Annotated in this window: 17 protein-coding genes; 8 read left to right on the forward strand and 9 right to left on the reverse strand. The window is 69.2% G+C overall.

Annotation, left to right across the window (positions count from 1 at the left end; genetic code table 11):
* Positions 1–83: 83 nt before the first annotated feature.
* Positions 84–1499 carry a cytochrome ubiquinol oxidase subunit I gene (locus tag M2437_RS23375; protein ID WP_253388812.1) on the reverse strand — a complete coding sequence of 472 codons (1416 nt, stop codon included), beginning with the start codon at positions 1497–1499 and terminating at the stop codon, positions 84–86.
* Complete coding sequence (locus M2437_RS23380; protein ID WP_253388813.1) at positions 1481–1663, reverse strand: hypothetical protein; 183 nt, start codon at positions 1661–1663, stop codon at positions 1481–1483. The genes M2437_RS23375 and M2437_RS23380 overlap by 19 nt, the downstream gene beginning before the upstream one ends.
* Before the next feature lie 146 nt (positions 1664–1809).
* Between M2437_RS23380 and M2437_RS23385 the strand changes: the two genes are divergently transcribed.
* Positions 1810–2904 carry a methyl-accepting chemotaxis protein gene (locus M2437_RS23385; RefSeq protein ID WP_265245318.1) on the forward strand — a complete coding sequence of 365 codons (1095 nt, stop codon included), beginning with the start codon at positions 1810–1812 and terminating at the stop codon, positions 2902–2904.
* 19 nt (positions 2905–2923) lie between these two features.
* Here M2437_RS23385 and M2437_RS23390 read toward each other — a convergent pair whose 3' ends face one another.
* Positions 2924–4126 carry a DNA topoisomerase IB gene (locus tag M2437_RS23390; protein ID WP_056119480.1) on the reverse strand — a complete coding sequence of 401 codons (1203 nt, stop codon included), beginning with the start codon at positions 4124–4126 and terminating at the stop codon, positions 2924–2926.
* 83 nt (positions 4127–4209) lie between these two features.
* Here M2437_RS23390 and M2437_RS23395 point away from each other — a divergent pair, with 83 nt between their 5' ends.
* A complete protein-coding gene (locus M2437_RS23395; protein WP_253388814.1) occupies positions 4210–5358 on the forward strand; it encodes a glycosyltransferase in 1149 nt (382 codons plus the stop codon).
* A gap of 53 nt (positions 5359–5411) precedes the next feature.
* On the opposite strand, the gene M2437_RS23400 is transcribed toward M2437_RS23395, so the two are convergent.
* Positions 5412–5747, reverse strand: a complete 336-nt coding sequence (locus tag M2437_RS23400; RefSeq protein ID WP_253388815.1) for a hypothetical protein — start codon at positions 5745–5747, stop codon at positions 5412–5414.
* 312 nt (positions 5748–6059) lie between these two features.
* Between M2437_RS23400 and M2437_RS23405 the strand changes: the two genes are divergently transcribed.
* From M2437_RS23405 to M2437_RS23420, 4 genes are all read left to right on the forward strand, one after another.
* Positions 6060–6722 carry a class I SAM-dependent methyltransferase gene (locus M2437_RS23405; RefSeq protein WP_003603197.1) on the forward strand — a complete coding sequence of 221 codons (663 nt, stop codon included), beginning with the start codon at positions 6060–6062 and terminating at the stop codon, positions 6720–6722.
* Positions 6723–6810: 88 nt separating this feature from the next.
* The gene (locus M2437_RS23410) at positions 6811–8061 is read left to right on the forward strand and encodes a NupC/NupG family nucleoside CNT transporter (RefSeq protein WP_003603196.1); all 1251 of its coding nucleotides are present in this window, start codon (positions 6811–6813) and stop codon (positions 8059–8061) included.
* A gap of 75 nt (positions 8062–8136) precedes the next feature.
* The gene (locus M2437_RS23415; RefSeq protein ID WP_012752712.1) at positions 8137–8475 is read left to right on the forward strand and encodes a hypothetical protein; all 339 of its coding nucleotides are present in this window, start codon (positions 8137–8139) and stop codon (positions 8473–8475) included.
* Positions 8476–8582: 107 nt separating this feature from the next.
* Entirely contained in the window at positions 8583–9566 is a 984-nt protein-coding gene (locus M2437_RS23420; protein WP_003603194.1) for a hypothetical protein, read from the forward strand.
* A gap of 39 nt (positions 9567–9605) precedes the next feature.
* Here the strand turns inward: M2437_RS23420 and M2437_RS23425 are convergent, their stop codons facing one another.
* Entirely contained in the window at positions 9606–9905 is a 300-nt protein-coding gene (locus tag M2437_RS23425; RefSeq protein ID WP_003603193.1) for a hypothetical protein, read from the reverse strand.
* A 366-nt stretch (positions 9906–10271) separates the two neighbouring features.
* Between M2437_RS23425 and M2437_RS23430 the strand changes: the two genes are divergently transcribed.
* Positions 10272–11594 (forward strand): homoserine dehydrogenase, encoded by a 1323-nt coding sequence (locus M2437_RS23430; protein WP_253388816.1) that lies wholly within the window; start codon positions 10272–10274, stop codon positions 11592–11594.
* A gap of 235 nt (positions 11595–11829) precedes the next feature.
* Entirely contained in the window at positions 11830–12825 is a 996-nt protein-coding gene (glpX, locus tag M2437_RS23435) for a class II fructose-bisphosphatase (RefSeq protein WP_003603189.1), read from the forward strand.
* A 70-nt stretch (positions 12826–12895) separates the two neighbouring features.
* On the opposite strand, the gene M2437_RS23440 is transcribed toward glpX, so the two are convergent.
* The 4 genes from M2437_RS23440 to purE form a co-directional block, all read right to left on the reverse strand.
* On the reverse strand, positions 12896–13276 hold the full coding sequence (locus tag M2437_RS23440) for a response regulator (RefSeq protein ID WP_012253504.1): 381 nt from the start codon (positions 13274–13276) through the stop codon (positions 12896–12898).
* 403 nt (positions 13277–13679) lie between these two features.
* Positions 13680–14540 (reverse strand): tetratricopeptide repeat protein, encoded by an 861-nt coding sequence (locus tag M2437_RS23445; protein ID WP_012253503.1) that lies wholly within the window; start codon positions 14538–14540, stop codon positions 13680–13682.
* A 387-nt stretch (positions 14541–14927) separates the two neighbouring features.
* On the reverse strand, positions 14928–16040 hold the full coding sequence (locus tag M2437_RS23450) for a 5-(carboxyamino)imidazole ribonucleotide synthase (protein WP_253388817.1): 1113 nt from the start codon (positions 16038–16040) through the stop codon (positions 14928–14930).
* Between the two features lie 17 nt (positions 16041–16057).
* Positions 16058–16555 (reverse strand): 5-(carboxyamino)imidazole ribonucleotide mutase, encoded by a 498-nt coding sequence (purE, locus tag M2437_RS23455; protein WP_042509176.1) that lies wholly within the window; start codon positions 16553–16555, stop codon positions 16058–16060.
* Positions 16556–16849: the final 294 nt, after the last annotated feature.

Genomic DNA, 16849 nt, shown 5'->3' on the forward strand with positions numbered 1-16849 from the left:
GCCGCATCCGACCCGCTCGCATCGGGCGGACGTTTCGGGACCATGGTTCCGACGCGCCGGCAACCGCCTTTCGGAACGATGCGCTAGATGGAGCGCGGCTCCAGCTTCTCGTCCAGCGCCGAGAGGGGACGCTTGGGCTTGCGGCCGACATCCTCGCCCTGCACCGAGGGCTCGAACGGCTCGGGGCCTTTGCGCAGCAGCTTGGCGAGATAGTAGCTGCCGAAGCCGAAGATGATTGCGTAGGCGACGATGAAGGCGATGAGCGAGGTCGTCACCGCCTGGGCCGTCAGCGGCGAATGGGCGTCCGCCGTCTTGAGCTGGCCGTAGACGATATAGGGCTGACGCCCGATCTCGGCGGTGAACCAGCCGAAGATCACCGCGCCGAAGCCCGAGGGCGTCATCAGCATGGCGCAGGTGAGGAAGACGCGGTTCGTGAACAGCGTGCCCTTCCAGCGCAGATACAGGCTCCACAGGCTCAGGAGCAGCATCGCCATGCCGATCGCGACCATGGCGCGGAAGGCATAGAACACCGGCCAGACCGGCGGGCGCTTGTCCGGCGTCACGTCCTTCAGGCCCGGCACCACGCCGGAGAAGTCGTGGGTCAGGATGAACGAGCCGAGCCTCGGAATGCCGATCTCGAAGTCGTTGCGCTCGGCCTCCATGTTCGGGATCGCGAACAGCAGCAGCGGCATGTTGGCCTGGGTGTCCCAGTTCGCCTCGATCGCCGCGAGCTTGGTCGGCTGGTGCTTGAGCACGCCGAGGCCGTGGGTGTCGCCGACGAAGATCTGGATCGGCGTGAAGATCAGCGCGAACCAGAGCGCCATGGAGAGCGAGACCCGGGCCCCCTGGACCTTCGCCGGCGGCTCCTTGCGGGTGCGCAGGATCATCCAGGCGGCCATGCCCGACACCGCAAAGGCGGTGGTGAGGAAGCAGCCGAGCACCATGTGCGCGTAGCGGATCGGGAAGCTTGGGTTGAAGATCACCTCGAACCAGTCGGTGGCCACCGCCCGGCCGTTCTCGATCGTGAAGCCCGCCGGCGTCTGCATCCAGGAATTGGCCGAGAGGATCCAGAAGGCGGAGATCAGCGTGCCGAGCGAGACCATGCAGGTCGCCAGGAAGTGCAGCCGGTCGCCGACCCGGTCCCAGCCGAACAGCATGATCCCGAGGAAGCCCGCCTCCAGGAAGAAGGCGGTGATGACCTCGTACTGGATCAGCGGGCCCAGCACGTTGCCGGTGAAGTCGGAATAGCGCGACCAGTTCGTGCCGAGCTGGTAGCTCATCACGATGCCTGAGACGACGCCGAGGCCGAACGAGACCGCGAAGGCCTTCACCCAGAAGCGGTAGAGCACCCGGTACATCGGGTTCCTCGTCCACAGCCATTGCCCCTCGAGCCGGACGAGGAAGGCGGCGAGACCGATGGTGAAGGCCGGGAAGATGATGTGGAAGGCCATCGTGAAGCCGAACTGGATGCGCGAGAGCATCAGGGCGTCGAGTTCCATCGCTTCACCTTCCTGACCGTGGCGTCACCGCGGTTCGCGCGGTCGCGGCTGTCGTGCCGTACGGCCAGCCGCGCCAATTCATCCATCAACCGGTCTTCGACGACGCCGGTTCTCCGCGCCCATCCCTTGTGCGGATTGACCGCGCCGGGATCGGCGATTGCCAACCCCGAACCTTAAACAGGTCAGCCGGCGCGGCAACGCGCTGATTTCTCTCCGATGGCACGGCTTGAACGTCGCAAAGCGTCTCGATTTAGACCTATGTTAATCCCGTTGCCGATAACACGGTCTGCACGCAAACCGGGTTATCGCCATGCCGGCACCAGCATTGGTTCCTTTCTCGTCTCAAGCCGAAGCCGGGCAGCAGCCGGACCACGAGCCGAAGACCATCGCCGACCTGACCCGGGAAGTCGGACGCATCGCTCAGGATCGGGTCGGACGCATCCGGCAGATCACCGCCCAAGCGAAGATGCTGGCCCTCAACGCGCTGATCGAGGCCGCCCGCGCCGGGGAGCACGGGCGCGGCTTCTCGGTGGTGGCTCAGGAGGTGCGCGGAATCGGTGCCGAGATCGAGGCGCTGGCGCGGGAACTGGAAACCGGACTGACCGCGCGGATCGGCGAGTTGCAGCAGGGCGTCGATGCGATGACGGCGAAGGCGGAAGGCGAGCGCCTGGTCGATCTCTCCCTCAACGCCATCGAGCTGATCGACCGCAACCTCTATGAGCGAACCTGCGACGTGCGCTGGTGGGCCACCGACGCGGCGGTGGTCGCCTGCGCCGCGCGGCCGGACCGGGACGGCGGTTCGGGGACCGCCGACTATGCCTCAAAGCGGCTCGGGGTGATCCTCTCGGCCTACACGGTCTATCTCGATCTCTGGCTATGCGGCCGCGACGGCACCGTCCTCGCCAACGGCCGGCCCCAGCGCTATCCGAACCTGCGCGGGCGCAGCGTCGCGGGCGAGCCCTGGTTCCGGGATGCGATCCGCTTGTCGGGCAGCGACGACTACGTTCCCGGCGAGGTCCGGCGCGAGGCGCAACTCGGCGGCGCACAGGTCGCGACCTATGCCGCCGGGATCTACGAGACGAACGGCGCTCCGGCCTGCGGCGTCCTCGCCATCCACTTCGATTGGGAAGCCCAGGCGAAATCGATCGTCGAGGGCGTGCGGATCGCGCAGGAGGACCGGGCGCGTACCCGCGTGGTGCTCGTGGACGCGCAGCGCCGCATCCTCGCCGCCTCCGACGGCAAGGGCGTTCTCACCGAGACGCTCGCCGTGGAGCTGAACGGGCGGGAGAGCGGGATCGTCCGCGATCCTCGGACTGGAGCCGTCACCGCCTTTCACAGAACGCCGGGCTACGAGACCTATCGAGGGCTCGGCTGGTACGGCGCCATCGTCCAGAGCGGCACCTGACCGGCGCCTGCGGACCGTCTCACGCCGCCCGTCTGCCCCCGGAGGTGCGCTTCGTGCCGGTCGCCCTCGCCTTGCGGCCTCCGGTCTGACGCGGCGGCTCGATCTTCGTCGTGCTCTCGCTCTTCGCACCCTTGGAGGCGGCCTTCGTCGCCCGTTCCAGACGGGCCCGAAGCAGGCTCAGCACCGCCGCCTCCTCCGGGCGCAGCACGTCGAGTTCGTTCTTGAGTTCGCCCTCGACCGCCTCCTTCACCTGCAGCAGCATCCCGCCTTCGAGGTAGCAGTCGAGGATCTGCGGGTGGATGTAGCACTTGCGGCAGATGGTCGGCGTGTTGCCGAGCCGGGACGACACCGACTCGATCGCCGCGCGCAGGTTCTTCTTGGCCTTGGCCGCGTTGTCGAACGCCTCGAACTCCCGCAGCGCCAGGGCCGCCAGCACCGTGCCGGCCCAGGTACGGAAATCCTTGGCGGTGAAATCCTCGCCCGTGATCTCACGCAGGTAGGCGTTCACGTCCGAAGAGGTGACGTCGCGCCGCTGGCCATCCTCATCGAGATACTGGAACAGCTCCTGGCCGGGCAGGTCCTGGCAGGCCTTGACGATCTTGGCCACGCGGCGGTCGCGCACCGAGACCGACCATTCCTTGCCGCTCTTGCCCTTGAAGCGGAAGCGCATCTCGGAGCCGGCCACCTTCACATGCGGATCGCGCAGGGTGGTGAGGCCGTAGCTCTTGTTGGAGCGGGCGTAATCGTCGTTGCCGACACGGATCAGCGTGGTCTCCAAGAGGTGGACCACGGTGGCGAGCACCTTTTCGCGGGGCAGGCCGCGCTTGCCCATATCGGCGTCGATCCGCGCGCGGATGCCCGGCAGAGCCTCGGCGAAGGCCATGATGCGGTGGAATTTCGAGGCCTCCCGCGCCTCGCGGAAGCGGGGATGGTAGCGGTACTGCTTGCGCCCCTTCTCGTCGCGCCCGGTCGCCTGGATATGGCCGTTCGGGTGCGGGCAGATCCACACCTCCGTGTAGGCCGGCGGGATCGCGAGGCTTTTGAGCCGGGCGATCTCCTCCGCGTCGCGGACCGGGGCGCCCTTCGGGTCGATGTAGCGGAAGCCCTTGCCGTTGCGCTTGCGCCGCAGGCCGGGCTTGGAATCGTCCACGTAGCGCAGGCCCGCATCCCGCGCGGCCTCGCGGGGATCGACCACGCCGGCTCCGACCTCCTCCGACAGCATGACGCCCTCCCTGATCCGTGGGGCATCAACCGGGCGAAAGCCGGCGCTGTTCCGGCGCGGGCCCCGTGCTATGGCCACGCACGATGACCGCCTCAACAGCCTCTTACGCCGGCAAAAGCCTCGTCTTCGTCGTCACGGAGGACTGGTTCTTCGCCTCGCACTTCCTGCCGATGGCGCGCGCCGCCCGGCAGATGGGACTCTCGGTCGCGGTGGTGACGCGGGTGCGCGCGCACCGCGCCGTGATCGAGGCCGCCGGCATCCGCGTCGTGCCCTTGGAAGCCGAGCGCTCCAGCCTCAACCCGATGGCGGCGGGCTACGCCGCGGGCCAGCTCGCGGGCATCCTGAAGGCGTTGAAGGCCGACATCGTCCATTGCGTGGCGCTGCGCGGCATCCTCGTCGGCGGTACGGCCGCGGCGATGGCCGGCATCCCGCGCCGCGTCTTCGCGCTGACCGGTCTCGGCCTGCTCGGCGCCCGCGCGGACGCGACCGGGCGGCTCTCGCGTCTCGCCCTGAAAGGGCTGATCCGCGGCCCGCTGGCGAGCCCGCAGACCCGCTTCCTGTTCGAGAACCCGGACGACGCCCGCGCCCTCGGTCTCGACCCGTCCGACACCGCCGTGACCCTGGTCGGCGGCGCGGGCGTCGATCCCAAGGCCTACGCGCCGCGCCCGCTGCCGCCGCCGGCCCCGCTGAAGGTGGTGATCGTCGCGCGGATGCTGTGGTCGAAGGGCATCGACGTCGCGGTCGAGGCGGTGCGGCAGGCCCGCGCCGGGGGTGCGGCGGTGGAACTCTCGCTCTACGGCGCGCCCGATCCCTCGAACCGCCGGGCGATCCCCGAGGCAACCCTGCGGGACTGGTCGCGCGACGGGATCACGTGGCATGGGCCGACACAGGATGTCGCCGGCATCTTCGCCGCCCACCATGTCGGGGCCCTGCCCTCCCGCGGCGGCGAAGGGTTGCCGCGCACGCTGCTGGAAGCGGCGTCCTGCGGCCGGGCGATCCTCACCAGCGACGTACCGGGCTGCCGCGACCTCGTGCGCGACGGCGTCGAAGGCCTGCTCGTGCCGCCGGGCGACGCCGCCGCGCTCGCCGCCGCGCTGACGCGGCTCGCCGCCGATCCGGCGCTCGTCGCCCGGATGGGTGCGGCGGCGCGAGCGCGGATCCTCGAAGGGGGCTACACGGAAGCGGCCGTCGCCGAGACGGTGGCGGGGCTCTACGCGGAGCTTTTGGGTTGATGATCGGAAGGGTCGCGCTCAGCGGAAGACGCAGCTCGATCCGTTGCGGCGATCTAGCAGGTTTCGGCGATCCTGGCGGCACAGTAGGCGACGACGCGATCGCGCTCCTCAGTCGATATCACCGCTTCGGGGACGGCCAGCAGAATCACGCCGTTCGTCACGAAAGCGATCAGGCCCGCCTCGGATCGGACCTCCGTCATGGTCGACCAAGCCTGAAAGACTGCGGCGGCGGGTCCCTCGACGGTGACGCCCCGATGGTCAATGCGCGTTTCCGTCCAAGACAGCCTGAGTCGCGCGGACCATTCCGTTTCGATCGCCTGGGTCGCCGAGGCTGCGCAACCTGCCGCGTGCATGAGCACTCCGAGCAGGAATGCGTACAGCGCAAGCATGAGCATCCAACTCCCATTGAGGACGAAGAACCTATCTCCTCCCCCGAATATCAATGGATACTCTATGTAAGCCTCGAAATTATACAAGATAGGGCAAGTTATTATCAAAGACAAAAACACCAGAGCCGCCAATTTTGATCTGATGATCGCCTTGGGCCCTGCATGGGCATCGCGATATTTTTGAGACAGCCGGCATAAGGACCGAAATTCTTCAAGATAAAGAGGACGGGACTCCAATACAAACGCTTCGCTTTCGCCCATATTGATCAGTATTCCTGAAGAGTAAAAACCTTATGCAGAGCGAGATCTGATTTGGCAACGTTCGACGCGGCTGGCCACGACCCTCTCCGCTTCATCCGCGAGCACACGGCGTTGCGCCCGGTACCGCACGCCCCCGAGATCGTCCTGCACGTCGCCGACGAGGCGACCGCGCTGTGGCAGAAGACCGAGGACGAGTTGGAGGCGATCGGCCTGCCGCCGCCGTTCTGGGCCTTCGCCTGGGCCGGGGGACAGGCGCTCGCCCGCTACATTCTCGACAACCCCGCGACCGTAGCGGGGCGGCGGGTGGTCGATTTCGCCTCGGGCTCCGGGCTCGTCGCCATCGCCGCCGCGATGGCCGGCGCGGCCCATGTCACCGCGAGCGACCTCGATCCCTTCGCGCTCCACGCGATTCCGCTCAACGCCGCCGCCAACGGCGTGGCGGACCGCATCACCGCGGATGGCAGCGACCTGATCGGCACGGATGCGGCCTGCGTTCTGGCCGCCGACATCTTCTACGAGCGCGACCTCGCCGCCGCGGTCGGCGGCTGGCTCGGCGACCTGCATGGGCGCGGACGCACGGTCCTGATCGGCGATCCCGGCCGCTCCTACCTGCCCCGCGAACGCCTGATCCCGCTCGTGACCTACGAAGTGCCGGTCACGCGGGCGCTGGAGGATGCCGAGATCAAGCGATCCTCGGTCTGGCGCTTCGCCTGAACCGCAGCGGCAGCCGGCCTCCATTGCCGTCCTGGCCCGGTTCGCGCATGCGCCGGAAGCCCTACCCTCTCCCCGCCCGGTCCGAAAAATGCTCGACAGGTTGTTCCATGCCGGCGCGAGCGTTGCCTTGCTGCTCGCCGTGGCGTGGCTGTTCTCGGTGAACCGGCGGGCGATCCGGCCACGGGTGGTACTGGCCGCCCTGGCGCTTCAGGTCGGGATCGGCGCGCTGATGCTGTTCGTGCCCGCCGGGCAGAGGGCGCTCGGCGCGGTGGCGGATGTCGTCACCACCGTGCTTTCCTTCGGCGACCGGGGCACCGCCTTCCTGTTCGGCGGCCTCGTCGAGCCGCGGATGTTCGAGCTGTTCGGCGGCTCGGGCTTCATTCTGGCCCTGCGGGTGCTGCCGCAGATCCTCTACGTCTCGGCGCTGATCGGCGTGCTCTACCATCTCGGGGTGATGCAGGCGCTGGCCCGGTTTCTCGGCGCGGGTCTGCGAAAATTGCTCGGCACCTCGCCGATCGAATCGTTCTCGGCGGTCGTCACCATCTTCATCGGGCAGAGCGAGATCGCCGTGGCCCTGCGCCCCTTCCTCGCGGCGCTGACCGGGGCCGAGCTGTTCGCGGTGATGACGAGCGGGGCGGCCTCTACCGCCGGCTCGATCCTCGCCGGATACGCCGCACTCGGCGTGCCGATGCCGTATCTCCTCGCCGCCTCGTTCATGGCGATTCCCGGCGGGCTGCTCTACGCCAAGATCCTCGTGCCCTCGACCGAGCCGACGCGCATCCTCACGACGCGCGTCGAGTTCGGCGAGGCGCGGGCGGCCAACCTGATCGAGGCCGCCGCCGACGGCACGCAGAAGGGTCTCGGCGTCGCGGTCGCGGTCGGCGCCATGCTGATCGCCTTCGTCGGGCTGATCGCGCTGGTGAACGCCGCCATCGGCTGGACCGGCGGCGTGTTCGGGTTCGCCGGCCTCTCGATCGAGGGCATTCTCGGCGTCGTGCTGGCGCCGCTGGCCTGGCTCTTGGGCGTGCCGTGGGAGCAGGCGACCCTCGTCGGCGGCGCCATCGGCCAGAAGATCGCCTTCAACGAGTTCCTGGCCTATGCCAGCCTCTCGCCGATTCTGAAGGCCGGCACCCTCGACCCGCGCACGAGCGCGATCCTGTGCTTCGCGCTCTGCGGCTTCGCCAACCTCGCCTCGGTGGCGATTCAGCTCGCGAGCTTCACCAGTCTCGCTCCCGAGCGCCGGCCCGAGATCGCCCGGTTCGGCCTGCGCGCGATCCTCGCGGGCACGCTCTCGAACCTCACCAGCGCGGCCATCGCCGGATTGTTCATCACCGGGTAACGGGCCGAATGAACGGGAATCGGCGAACCTTTCGGCCTGCATCGTCATTCTGAGAGAATGGAGAACGCGCGCGACATGGAACCGGCCCGAGCCACGCCAGCCTCACCGCAGGCTCCGGCACCGGTCACGGCCCGCGATTGGGACGAGCGGGTCGACCGCGCCAGCCAGAAGCTTCCCGAGTCGGTGCAGCGCGGGGTGGCGTGGCTGCGCGAGCCGGCGCGCTTTCCGGTGCGGCTGCTCGCCGCGATCCTGCTGATCCTCGGCGGCATCTTCTCGATCCTGCCGGTGCTCGGCCTGTGGATGCTCCCGCTCGGCCTTGCGCTGCTGGCCCAGGACGTGCCCGGCCTCAAGGTGCCGATGGAGAAATCCGCCCGCTGGATCGAGCAGCAATGGCGGCGTTGGCGCGGGAAATAATCCCTACGCCTCCCTCGGCTTTCTGCCGCGCTTGACAGGATATCCGTGGCGGACGACCCATCGCGGATGGGCCTGAGCCGAGAAGGGCTCTTCGGAGACAACCTGTGATGCCGTTGCGTCTGTTCTCCCGCGGGCTCGCCGCCGCCATCCTTGCGGCGACCGTGCTGGCGGGGGCCGTGTCCGCCCCCCTGTCGCCGGCGCGTGCCGAGGACGCGATCTTTCCGCCGAGTTCGCGGTTCGGCTTCAAGCCGCCGTCGGACATGACGATCTCGAAGCGCTTCACCGGCTTCGAGCGGCTCGGCGGCGGCGCGATGCTCTCGATCGTCGAACTGCCGGCCGGCGCCTATCCCGAACTCAAGCAGAGCTTCACCGACGAGAACCTCAAGACGCAGGGGCTCGTCGTCCAGACCCGCGAGCCGGTGACGCTCGACGGCGGGGCCGAGGGCGTGCTGTTCACCGGTGAGCTGACGCCCGCCGACGGTCAGGGCACGCCCGCAGCGCGCAAGTGGCTCCTCATCGTCGGCGCCCCGGAGGTGACCGGCATCATCATCGCCCAGGCCGCCGTCGAGGCCGAGACCGACGAGTCGATGCGCGGCATGCTCACGGGCCTGCGCATCCGCGGGGCGCTGTCCCTCGACCAGCAGATCGCCGCCCTGCCCTTCCGCATCGGCGACCTCGCGGGCTTCCGCCCGGTGCGGGCGCTGGCCGGCAATTCCGTGCTGCTGACCCTCGGCCCGCGCGATCAGGTCACCAACCTGGAACAGCCGATCCTCGTGGTCGCCCAGGCGGTGCAGCAGCCGACGCCGCAGGAGCAGCGCGACGGCTTCGCCCGCGCCTCGCTCTACGCCAACCAGACGATGAAGGACTTCGTCATCGAGCGGTCTCAGAGCTATCGCCAGAACGGCATCGACTGGCACGAGATCGTGGCGCGCGCCGTCGACATCCCCTCGAGCCAGCCGGTGGTGGTCTCGCAGACGATCCGCTTCAACCCGGACGGCTACATCCGCGCCGTGGGCGTCACCCGCGCCGACCAGCGCGGGCAGATGCTGCCCCTGTTCCGTCAGGTGGTGGACAGCCTGCAACTGCGCTGAAATCCTCTCCTCCCCGCGAGGGAGAGGAGAGAAACCGTATCACTCGCAGACGCGCACGCGCCGGATGTAGATGTCGCCGTAGGGGTCGATGGTCTCGCGGCGCTCGAAGTGACAGATCGGGCCCTCGACATAGACCGGCCGCGGGGGTGCCCGGTAGACCGGCTTGCCGGGGTAATAGGGATCGTTGGCCGCTGCGATCGCGCCACCGACGGCAAGGCCGCCGAGCACGCCGAGCGCCGCAGCACCACCCGGACCGATGCCGTCCCGTGCCTGGGCGGCGGGCGCCGTGCCGAGCGCCAGGGCGCTCGCCACCACGCCCCCGAGAAGGATGCCCCTCATCGTCGAAACTCCTGAGATTCGCGCCCAGCGGCGCCATCGCGTTGCTGCCGGCAGCGCGGCCGGAGCCTGCGGCTCGAGCGTAGCGCTACCGAGCCAGGAGAAGAGCTCCGGTTTGAGGCCAATCTTCGGCAAGCCGGAACCCGCGTGGCGCCCCCGGCCTCGCCCCTCGCATGGGCGCCTGCCACACCCTTCCCGTCCCGTTTCCTTGCGTACCGGCCCCAAATCGTTGCAGAAGTGCGCGCCGTCCCAGACGTCTTCCGCGCCCTCGCCGGACCGCCGCCCAGGCGATCCTTTGAGCGAGCAGCGGCCGTCGGGCGGCGATCCGGAACAGGTCCGGTGCCAACGTCGATTACGGTGCGAACTTCCATGACGCAGACCCTTCGCCTCGGCATTGCGGGGCTCGGCACGGTCGGTGCCTCCGTCCTGCACATGGTCGCCCGCCGCGCCGAGGCGCTCACCGCCGCGACCGGCCGCACGATCACCGTTACCGCCGTCTCCGCCCGTGACCGGAGCCGCGACCGCGGCGTCGATCTGTCGGGCCTGCACTGGTTCGACGATCCGGTGGCGCTCGCGCGCTCACCCGAAATCGACGTGTTCGTCGAACTCGTCGGCGGCTCGGAAGGGCCGGCCAAGGCGGCGGTCGAAGCGGCGCTCGGCGCCGGCAAACATGTCGTGACCGCCAACAAGGCGCTGCTCGCCCATCACGGTGCGGCGCTCGCCCGTTTGGCCGAAGCGAACGGCGTCGCGCTCGCCTACGAGGCGTCTGTGGCGGGCGGCATCCCGGTCATCAAGGCGATCCGCGAGGGGCTTTCCGGCAACGCGATCTCCCGCGTCTACGGAATCCTCAACGGCACCTGCAATTACATCCTCAGCCGCATGGAGGCGGAGGGGCTGACCTTCGAGGCCTGCCTCAAGGACGCGCAGGCGCTCGGCTACGCCGAGGCCGACCCGACCTTCGACGTCGAGGGCTTCGACACCGCCCACAAGCTCGCCATCCTCACCAGCCTCGCCTTCGGCGTGGAGATCGACGCCGAGGGCGTCTCGGTCGAGGGCATTTCGGCGATCCAGCCCCTCGACCTCACCATGGCCGACGAACTCGGCTACCGCATCAAGTTGCTCGGCGTCGCGCAGGCGACGGAGGCGGGGATCGAGCAGCGGGTCCACCCGACCATGGTGGCCAAAGCCTCGGCCATCGCCCAGGTCATGGGCGTCACCAACGCCGTCACCGTGGATGCGGATGCGGTCGGCGAGCTGACCCTGATCGGCCCCGGCGCCGGCGGGGCGGCCACGGCCTCCGCGGTCGTCGCCGACATCACCGATGTGGCGCTCGGGCTCGTGCGCCCCACCTTCGGCCAGCCGATCGCGGGCCTTGCGCCGCCGCGCTGGGTCGAGATGCAGCGCCACGAGGGCGGCTACTACATCCGGCTGACCGTGCACGACCGCACCGGCGTCGCGGCCGGCGTTGCCACCCGGATGGCGGAGGCCAACATCTCGATCGAGAGCATCGTCCAGCGCCGCTCCGCCAAGGCCGCCTCCAGCGATCCGCAGGGCCTCTCCGGCCAGCCGGTGCCGCTGGTGCTGATCACCTACGCCGCGACCGAGGGCAATGTCCGCGAGGCGCTCGCCGCCATCGACCGCGACGGCCTGCTCGCCGAGGCACCGCAATTGATCCGGATCGAACGCGAATAGGCACGAAAGCCGAGGCACCCGCCGCCGTTTTCCGACGCGATCCCGCCGAAACCGCCATCCCGTGCGGGGACGAGACGGCGTGCGCGGATCGACACCGGCCGGAACAGGGCGAGACGAGAGCATCGTCCCGAAAGGTGGCCACCGGCTTTCGGGACGATGCTACGACAAGAAATGAGCGCATCGCCGCGGATCCGAGATCCGGGACGATGCGCCGGGGAACAAGGAACGTAGGGCGATGTCGGCGGCCAATTCCGGGATCTTCAGCGATCCCACGGCGCGGGGCCTGACCCTCGAACTGGTGCGGGTGACCGAGGCGGCGGCCATCGCCGCGGCCCGGCTGCGGGGCCATGGCCGCGAGAAGGAGGCCGACCAAGCCGCCGTCGATGCGATGCGCGCCGAGCTGATGCTGCTGCCGATCGAGGGCCGCGTGGTGATCGGCGAGGGCGAGCGCGACGAGGCCCCGATGCTGTTCATCGGCGAGGCCGTCGGCACCGGCAACGGTCCGTCCGTGGACATCGCGGTCGATCCGCTGGAGGGCACGACGCTCTGCGCCAAGGACATGCCCGGCGCCATCGCCGTGATGGCGCTGGCCGAGCGCGGCTCGCTGCTCGCCGCCCCCGACGTCTACATGCAGAAGATCGCCATCGGCCCCGGCTACCCGCTCGGCACGGTCGATCTCGATTGGAGCCCGGCCCGGAACATCGCCTCGCTCGCCCGCGCCAAGGGCGTGGAGACCTCCGGCATCACCGCGATCATCCTCGACCGCCCGCGCCACATGGACCTGATCGCCGCCGTGCGCGACACCGGCGCCAGCATCCGCCTGATCTCGGACGGCGACATTGCCGCGATCATCCACTGCACCAAGCCCGACGAGACCGGCGTCGACATCTACATGGGCACCGGCGCCGCGCCGGAGGGCGTGATCGCCGCCAGCGCGCTTCGCTGCATCGGCGGCCAGATGCAGGGGCGTCTCATCCTCGATTCCGCCGACAAGCGGGCACGAGCGGTCAAGATGGGCATCACCGACCCGAACCGGAAATACGACATGCACGACATGGCCCGGGGCGACGTCATCGTCGCGGCCACCGGCGTGACCACGGGGGCCCTGCTTGCGGGCGTGCGGTTCAGCCCCGGCCTGATCGAGACGGAGACGGTGGTCTACCGCTCGAACACCGGCACCGTCCGCCGCATCGCCTGCGAACACCGCCGGCTGGAGAGCGCGCCGGGCTGATTCGCGATCGCGAACGGGGAATTGGCCGGGACCGAAGCGGGGCCGGAGCCGACCCCTGCTTGGCTCCCGCTCAGCCGACGACGGCTGGACCGAACAGCGCCTTGGCCAGACGCGCCGGATCGATCGGTTTCTCGCAATGAATCGCGTCCCGCAGACGCGACGGGACGGCATTCTCTTCGTAGCCGGTGGCGAAGACGAAGGGGACGCCGCGCGCCCTGAGCGCGTCGGCGACCGGAAAGACCATGACCTCACGCAGGTTGATGTCGAGCACGGCGCCGTCGATGCGCGGGCATGTCTCGATCATCGCCAGAGCGTCATCGACATTCCCCACGGGGCCGACCACTTGCGCGCCCCGCTCTTCGAACGCACGCCGTATGTCTTCAGCGATAAAATATTCGTCCTCGACGACGAGGACATGCCTTCCGTTGAACAGTTCGGTACCGTCCGGCATCGGCCGCTCCCTCCACGCTCTCTCGATACGCTCAAGATCGCGTTCGATACGGAAGTATAAACCGCGAAATCCGTTTCGGAGAGCCCCGCCCACAGATTTCAAGTTGCCCACAACCGTAAGGAGGTTGCGCCGGTTCCCAGCCCTAACTCGGCGGAGGGTCATCCGGTTCGCGAGACGCGCCATCGGCACGCGCGAGAGCGCTTCCCCTCGCGTCGCCATTTCGGCAGCCGCCCGTGAGAAGGCGGCCCGAATGGGCGCCCGGGCGCGGTGGATCGAGCGGGTTCTGAAGGATTTCGCCCAACGCTTGAGGGGCCGCCGAGCACCGATCGGCCGGCGGCTCCAAGCCGTTGATGGGACACGCAGATTTCGACGAACCCGCGGCCCTTGCAAGACGGAGAGCGCCCTAGAACAGGCCGCCCTGCATGCGGCCGACGCCCTGCTTGGCCACGGCGTTGTTGGGATCGAGGCGCGCGGCCTGCTGATAGCTCTCGTTCGCCTCTTTACGGCGGTTCGTCTTCTCGTAGGCCAGCCCGCGATAGGCCCAGGATCCGGCGTCCTTCGAATTCACGTTCAGCGCCGCGTTGAAGTCCTCGATCGCCTTGTCGTACTGGCCCAGCGAGATCAGGCTCTGGCCGCGGGCGGCGTAGGGGGCGGCGACGAAGGGGTTGCGGTCGATGGCCGCAGCGAAGTCGCCGATCGCCTCAGGGTTGTGATTCTGCTTCTGCCGCACGAGGCCGCGGGCGTGGTAGGCCTCCGCCGATTCCGGCGCGAGGCGGATCGCGACGTTGAGGTCGTTCAGCGCGCCGTCGAGGTCACCCTGGGCGCGCTCGAGGTTCGCCCGGCCGATATAGGCGGCGGAAAAATTCGGATCGTTGGCGATCGCCTTCGAGAAGTCCTGCATCGCCGCATCGGCGCGGCCGGTCTGGCGGTAGGCCAGCGCCCGGTTGTTGTAGGCCGAGGCCGAGTTCGGATCGAGCTGGATCGCCTTCGAGAAGTCGGTGATCGCCTCGCCGAACTGACCCGCGCGGGCATAGGCCGCGCCGCGGGTGTTGTAGGCGCCGGCATCCGAGGGGTTGCGCGAAATCACATCGCTGAGCGAGGCGATGTTGACGTTGGTGGCGCCCGTCGTGTCGGTCTCCAGCACCGCGAATTGGCGCGGAGCTGTCGCGCTGCCATAGGTCTCGCAGCCGGCCAGCGCCGCGGCCGTCAGCGCGAGGGCACCGACCAGCCTCGCCTTGCGTCCGTCCAGCGTCATCCCGATCATTGTCCCGTTCTCCCCCGCGCCCGCTTGCCCGGATCTCCGCGGCGGCCCCTTGAGGCCCGGATCATCCCGTCGCGCGCACGCTGCCGCAACACGGTGAATGGGCGCTTAAAGTGCCTCGCAAAACATCCGCATCGCCGACAGCGCCCGCGCGGGCCGAGCCGTGGAGCGAAGGTTTTGTGAAACGAATCCGGGAAGATCCGGCGGGCCCCTCCGGCCTGAGACCGGACAAACACGCACGATGCTTCCGCGGACGCCCCGTACCCTTCGCTGAAACCTCGGGATGTGGCGAAGGTGTGGCCCGTGTCCTCACGCTTTCGCCGATCGCTTCGAACCGGGCTCGACTGTAGTTCGCTGTTGCCGAGAGGCGACAGATTGAATGGTCAAGCTTTAGTCGAGCGGCTTGAGCCGGGTGACGTGCCCCATCTTGCGGCCGGGACGGGCCTCGGCCTTGCCGTAGAGGTGGAGATGGGCGCCCGGCTCCGCGAGCAGGTCCGCCCAGGCATCGGCCTCGGCGCCGATGAGGTTCTCCATCTCCACCGCCATGCCGCCGGTGCGGGCGGTGTCGCCGAGCGGCCAGCCGCAGACCGCGCGCACGGTTTGCGCGAATTGCGAGGTCAGCGCGCCCTCGATGGTCCAGTGCCCGGAATTGTGCACGCGGGGCGCGATCTCGTTGACGACGAGGCGGGCGGCCCCCTCGGACCCGGCGATCTCGAACATCTCGACCGCGAGCACCCCGACATAGTCCAGCGCCTCGGCGATGGCGCGGGCGATGGCGACCGCCGCATCGCCCGTCGTCCGGGTCAGGCCGGGAACGGGGACGCGGGTGAGCGCGAGGATGTGGTCGCGGTGCTCGTTGGCGCAGGGGTCGTAGGCCGCGAACGTCCCGTCCGGCCCGCGGGCGGCGACCACCGAGATTTCGCGCTCGAACGGCACGAACCCTTCGAGGATGCAGGGCGCCCCCTTGAATTCGGCGAGGAGGGCGGCCGGGTCGTCGCCCTCGCGGATCATCCGCTGGCCCTTGCCGTCGTAGCCGAAGCGCCGGGTCTTCAGCACGGCGGGGCGGCCGAGCGCCTCCAGGGCCCGCACGAGATCCTCGACCGTATCGACCGTCCGGTAGGGCGCGGTCGGAATGCCGAGCGAGGTCACGAAGTCCTTCTCGGACAGGCGATCCTGCGTCGTGAGCAGCGCCGTCGCGCTCGGGCGCAGGGTCGCGTGCTCGGCGAGCACCGCCGCGGTGGCGTGGGGGATGTTCTCGAACTCGTAGGTGACCACGTCGCAGGCATCGGCGAAGGCGGCCAGCGCCGCCGCGTCGTCGTAGGGCGCCAGCGTGTGGGCATGGGCCACGTCGAAGGCCGGGCTGTCGGCATCGGGGGCGTAGATGTGGACCTTGAGGCCGTAATTGGCTGCCGCGAGCGCGATCATGCGGCCGAGCTGGCCACCGCCGACGATGCCGAGGGTGCCGCCGGGCCGGATCTGCGGCGAGGAGGTGGGAGAGGCCATGGCGCTTCGTGTCGTTGTCAGGCTTGAGAGGGGTCCGGCCGTTCGGCGACGGAGGCGGTCTGGCGGTCGCGCCACGCATCGAGCCGCTCGGCGAGCCCGGCATCGGTGAGCGCCAGCACGGCGGCGGCGAGCAGGGCGGCGTTGACGGCCCCGGCCCGGCCGATCGCCAGCGTGCCCACGGGAATGCCGGCGGGCATCTGGACGATGGAGAGTAGGCTGTCCTGCCCCGAGAGCGCCTTCGACTCGACCGGAACGCCGAAGACCGGCAGCGACGTCATCGCCGCCGTCATGCCCGGCAGATGCGCGGCCCCGCCCGCCCCGGCGATCACCACCTTGAAACCGGCATCCCGCGCGCCTTTGGCGAACGAGACGAGGCGGTCCGGGGTGCGGTGGGCCGAGACGATGCGGGCATCGTAGGCCACGCCGAGCGCGTCCAGCGTTTCGGCGGCGTTGCGCATGGTCGCCCAGTCCGACTGGCTTCCCATGATGATCGCGACCGGGGGCGATCCCAGCATCGTCGTCTGGCCCATTACGAGGAAGCGGGCCCGTCGGCCCGCGAAAAGGCCGAATAACAGGGGGGCCCGTACCCCGGCAAGGCGAGACCCTGCAAACACTTAAAATGCGCCTGCACCATGGGCCGGCCATAAGGCGCACGCCTCGCCCCTGCCGCGGCGTCGAGGCCGGGCGGAGGCACCGGCGACGCCTTGTGAAAATCCCCCGATTCTCGCCGAACCGGGCGGAGCCGAAATCGACCGACCGCGTTGTGCTGGAAACGGCCATCGAGCGGCCGGGCCCCTTACCTCAGCGAG

It is taken from the genome of Methylorubrum pseudosasae, from assembly GCF_029504475.1.
Lineage (GTDB): Bacteria > Pseudomonadota > Alphaproteobacteria > Rhizobiales > Beijerinckiaceae > Methylobacterium > Methylobacterium extorquens.

Excerpts from the sequence above, each read along its gene's own strand:
- M2437_RS23375 (WP_253388812.1), bottom strand. The coding sequence starts at position 1,499 with ATGGAACTCGACGCCCTGATGCTCTCGCGCATCCAGTTCGGCTTCACG.
- M2437_RS23385 (WP_265245318.1), top strand. The coding sequence starts at position 1,810 with ATGCCGGCACCAGCATTGGTTCCTTTCTCGTCTCAAGCCGAAGCCGGG.
- M2437_RS23390 (WP_056119480.1), bottom strand. The coding sequence starts at position 4,126 with ATGCTGTCGGAGGAGGTCGGAGCCGGCGTGGTCGATCCCCGCGAGGCC.
- M2437_RS23395 (WP_253388814.1), top strand. The coding sequence starts at position 4,210 with ATGACCGCCTCAACAGCCTCTTACGCCGGCAAAAGCCTCGTCTTCGTC.
- M2437_RS23400 (WP_253388815.1), bottom strand. The coding sequence starts at position 5,747 with ATGCTTGCGCTGTACGCATTCCTGCTCGGAGTGCTCATGCACGCGGCA.
- M2437_RS23410 (WP_003603196.1), top strand. The coding sequence starts at position 6,811 with ATGCTCGACAGGTTGTTCCATGCCGGCGCGAGCGTTGCCTTGCTGCTC.
- M2437_RS23415 (WP_012752712.1), top strand. The coding sequence starts at position 8,137 with ATGGAACCGGCCCGAGCCACGCCAGCCTCACCGCAGGCTCCGGCACCG.
- M2437_RS23420 (WP_003603194.1), top strand. The coding sequence starts at position 8,583 with ATGCCGTTGCGTCTGTTCTCCCGCGGGCTCGCCGCCGCCATCCTTGCG.
- M2437_RS23425 (WP_003603193.1), bottom strand. The coding sequence starts at position 9,905 with ATGAGGGGCATCCTTCTCGGGGGCGTGGTGGCGAGCGCCCTGGCGCTC.
- M2437_RS23430 (WP_253388816.1), top strand. The coding sequence starts at position 10,272 with ATGACGCAGACCCTTCGCCTCGGCATTGCGGGGCTCGGCACGGTCGGT.
- glpX (WP_003603189.1), top strand. The coding sequence starts at position 11,830 with ATGTCGGCGGCCAATTCCGGGATCTTCAGCGATCCCACGGCGCGGGGC.
- M2437_RS23440 (WP_012253504.1), bottom strand. The coding sequence starts at position 13,276 with ATGCCGGACGGTACCGAACTGTTCAACGGAAGGCATGTCCTCGTCGTC.
- M2437_RS23445 (WP_012253503.1), bottom strand. The coding sequence starts at position 14,540 with ATGATCGGGATGACGCTGGACGGACGCAAGGCGAGGCTGGTCGGTGCC.
- M2437_RS23450 (WP_253388817.1), bottom strand. The coding sequence starts at position 16,040 with ATGGCCTCTCCCACCTCCTCGCCGCAGATCCGGCCCGGCGGCACCCTC.
- purE (WP_042509176.1), bottom strand. The coding sequence starts at position 16,555 with ATGCTGGGATCGCCCCCGGTCGCGATCATCATGGGAAGCCAGTCGGAC.